A 3677-nucleotide genomic window follows, 5' to 3' on the forward strand; every position below is an offset into this window, starting at 1 on the left:
TGAGTTACGCCTCGTGAGCTTTCCGAACATCCGGATGTACGATGAAAACCAGTGGGTCTGCAATGAACGGGCGCAAGGCAGCGCTCTTTGATCCTGAATAGCAGCAATGACTATGACCAAAGCCAGCGAGAACCCGCCATCCAACCAACCGTCGCCTGAGCCAAGCTGGGAAGCTGGCCTTCGCCGAACCACCAAAGACAGTCGATTGCTGGCCCTGAGTCCGGCACCGGTCATGACGGGCGAGAGGGCGGTGGACATCAACGCCTGGATTCGGCGGAAAACCGAGGGCTGGCTGGATTTGCAGGGCGGCAACCTGTTGTTCGGATCCGAATTTTCTCTGATGTTCTTAAGCCTGAGCCTGCTATCCATTGGTTTCTTGGGCTTCGGCTTTATGTTCTTGGTGGGGCCGGATCAATGGGGCCATTGGCAATGGGAAGCCCCACTTTTTATGCTTGTTGGAAATCTGTTGATCTCGCTTCCCTGGGGCCTGTATGCGCATTTTCTGGGCAATAAAGCCTTGAAAGAAACCCCACCGCTAAGACTGAACCGACAACGCCGGGAAGTAGCGATGCCGCGATGGGCGGGGGGGCGAGAGTTCCGGTTTCCATTCTGGACTGAAAATGCAGCTGGTATTGCGTACATATTGCTTGCCTTCACAATAGGGGCAGTTCTATACACACCTAGTGGCTTAGAACATAATCCGAGAGAGTATGTTGAAAGTGTACAGATTTACCTGCTGGTAGCTCTGACAATTGAGATTCTGGTAGTAGGCACCTACCTCTCCATCGCCCTCCGCCTAAAGAAAAAGCACGCCCCCAAGCTCGTCTATGAATACTATCCTTGGGACAAACTGGTCGCCTACATTGAAACCCGACAGGATATTGGCCCCAGCCTGATGGCCACGCGCACGGTTCTCACCCTGGCTATTCCGAAACCGGACGACCCTGAATCCGCGCTGGCAGCCGCCACCATTAATGTGGGCCACGAAACCGCTGGCCTGGCGCAGTGGGAATGCCTCCGACGGTTTATGGAAGATGGCCCCGAGGCCTGCCCGGATCCGAAGAACGATGAAACACTGGCCCACTACAAAGCCAAGTGCCGCCAGGCCCGAAAAGAAATGTCTCTGGTGTCCTGGCTGGGCAAGAAAGTGGGCGACTGGTTTTTTCAGCGTTACCTGGCCCACATCATCACCGAACGCCGTATCAAGACCCTGGCCCTGAAAAGCCTGCCGAAAGAACTGGAGCGTTGGTCAGCCCCCTTGCCAAAAAAGCAATGGGCCAAACCGTCAGAGGCCCTGCAAAGCCTCAATCAGAACCTCACCCGTGCTTATGAACGGGGCCTTCGCTTCACCAACATGGGGCCGGTCTCCGAATGGCAAGGAGGGCGCGAGGCGAAACGGCAAGAGAAGCGGGGACGAGGCCGTTATCAGTCAAGGGCGCCGTCCTGATAAGCGAACCCAAGAAGTCTTGACTATGACCAAAGCAAGCGAGAACCCGTCATCCAACCAACTGATGCCTGAGCCCACCTGGGACGCTGGTGTCGGCCGAACTACCAAAGACGGCCGCTTGCTGGCTTTGAGTCCGGCACCGGTCGTGGCAGGGCTGCAGACTGTTGATGCCAACGCTGGGCCTGAGAATAAAGTAGTAAACTGGCTGGGTTTGCAGAGCTCACATTTGCCATTCGTAGAGAAGGCCCTCAAAAATGTACGTTGTTATGGATAATTCAAAGAGCAGTGTGGGAGTCTACTACGGTGCCGAAGCATACAGGTCGGATTCGTTTCCAGACCAACCTGTCCAGAAACAGGATTTCAACCATTCGAAACGGAGGCGCTCAGCCGGATTTCGGCTGCCTTGGGGGGGCTCTGAAGATGTAATGCCATCAAACTTGTTTGCTCGTTGGCGGCCGACTGCTCTTCGAAGAATTGAAAAGCGAGAAGATGTTCTAGCTGAAAAGGGGGATCAAGGGCAGCTGGATCATGAAAGCCTTTGTTATGCGCCGCTAGCTTTCCGTTCAAGGGTAGTCAATGCATTCGAGATATACGGCAAAGCATTTTTTTGGATCAGTTTACCTCTTGGGCTGGTCAGTTATTTGATGCATGTTTACCTTACCAGTTCAGCGTTGTTAACTGCCCTTCAAGAAGTCTGGCCAGTTATCGTAGTGATAACAGGCGTACCCGGCATTATATGGCTGTCCTCAACGCTCGCTTTTACACTCTTCCCGCGATGGTGTGTGAAGGTTGGACGGGGTCCCGAATGGGAACTCAGTCGCCGAACAGGGATGGTCAGGGTGTGGCGCTATCGTCGCTCGATCTCAACCCTTTGGCGCAGCAGGGCGACAATCATCGAGGCCCCGTTTTACGAGTTTGATGGTTGGGTGGCAGGTGGTGCGACTCGGTATGGGTCGAGATTCGACTTTATATTGTGCCATCGGTATAGCAAGCTGGAGGTTTATATAGGGGATATCCTGTTGGGTTGGCATCATTCGCCCCGGCCTTGCTATGCGCTTTGGGACTTCCTTCAGAACTACATGGATGTTACCCGTCCGCTACCAGAGTTCCCTGTACTTGAACCTCACCGGCACAAAGACCCGGTAACCGCCGAGCATGACCGAAAGACCGGACGTCCCGAGCGTTACTGGCGGGATATGGATGATAAAACATTCAAGCAAAAAGAAGACGAGATGTATGCCCGGGTTTTGCGTATCAACCCTGAGCAGCGCCCAAACCTGATGGCCAGAAAGGTGCGCTACGCACACATGACGCCAGAGGACATGCTCGCCTACGGTCGTGGCTCAAGGAAGCCTCGCCAAGGCTGCCCTGGAACCAATATAACCACGCAGTCAGTTGAAAATACTTGAAGATATTAAAGAGAGCCTCTTTCCAGACAGGTTGGTGGGGAAATGGGCATGCGCTGGGTTTATGGCCTTTATATTTTACCTCATGTTTCTCTACGGAATATGAGTCGGCAACAAGTTCAGGAAAATGTTGAATAATCATTCCAGCGGCGCCAGCGCTAGCACGCACTATGGGCCCTTTGCCTACCGTCCCGATTCCATTCCTCCACAGAAAAATCAGACGGAGGAGTTGAACCGCACCGGCCTGGATCGGTCTGCCAGTTTGCGCCTGCCGTGGGGTAATACTCGGGATGTTATGCCACCCTGCTTTATGTCCGATGATCCTCCCAAGAAACTGCGTAAGCTGGAGAAGAAGGAAGACCTGGCCGACAAGCTCGGTCTTTACGTTGAGAACAGTCACGAATGTTTTCGGCATGCGCCTTTGGCGTTCCAAGCCCGTTTTTTCGATACGATATATGTTTCAGGAAAAGTGTGGGCTTACATAGCATCTCCGATTTACTTGATTGTTTTGCTACTGAGGTCGCCCATTTTCGGGCGTTTTGGTGGAAGTTGGACAGAATATATGGAGGTTCAGGGGTTACCCGCGCTGGCTATTCTGATCGGGGGGGGGGTTCTAATGCTGATTTCCGACCTTGCCTTCCGCCTCTTCCCCAAATGGCTGCACCAAAATGGCCGAGGCCCCGAGTGGGAGTTCAACCGACGCACCGGAATGATCAAGGTCTGGCAATATTCCCGGAAGCTCCCATTCCTGCCCCGGAAACCCCCAGTCGTCATCGAAAAACCTTTCTATGAGTTCGACGCCTGGTGCTGTGCGCGGGTAGACC

The 3677-nt window shown here is 53.7% G+C and carries 4 protein-coding genes; all 4 read left to right on the top strand.

Annotated features, from left to right (window positions below):
• Positions 1-112: 112 nt before the first annotated feature.
• A complete protein-coding gene (locus tag AADB16_RS17840) occupies positions 113-1447 on the top strand; it encodes a hypothetical protein (protein WP_410805206.1) in 1335 nt (444 codons plus the stop codon).
• A 25-nt stretch (positions 1448-1472) separates the two neighbouring features.
• Complete coding sequence (locus tag AADB16_RS17845) at positions 1473-1721, top strand: hypothetical protein (RefSeq protein ID WP_410805208.1); 249 nt, start codon at positions 1473-1475, stop codon at positions 1719-1721.
• A gap of 565 nt (positions 1722-2286) precedes the next feature.
• On the top strand, positions 2287-2856 hold the full coding sequence (locus AADB16_RS17850) for a hypothetical protein (RefSeq protein ID WP_410805210.1): 570 nt from the start codon (positions 2287-2289) through the stop codon (positions 2854-2856).
• 124 nt (positions 2857-2980) lie between these two features.
• Positions 2981-3677 (top strand): hypothetical protein (locus tag AADB16_RS17855; RefSeq protein WP_410805212.1); only part of this gene is annotated, 697 nt, incomplete at its 3' end.

The sequence above is a fragment of the Marinobacter sp. KMM 10035 genome, assembly GCF_046537445.1.
Classification (GTDB): Bacteria; Pseudomonadota; Gammaproteobacteria; order Pseudomonadales; family Oleiphilaceae; genus Marinobacter; species Marinobacter sediminicola.

What these genes read in the sequence shown, in the direction of transcription:
- AADB16_RS17840 (WP_410805206.1), top strand. Translation starts at nt 113, where the DNA reads ATGACCAAAGCCAGCGAGAACCCGCCATCCAACCAACCGTCGCCTGAG.
- AADB16_RS17845 (WP_410805208.1), top strand. Translation starts at nt 1,473, where the DNA reads ATGACCAAAGCAAGCGAGAACCCGTCATCCAACCAACTGATGCCTGAG.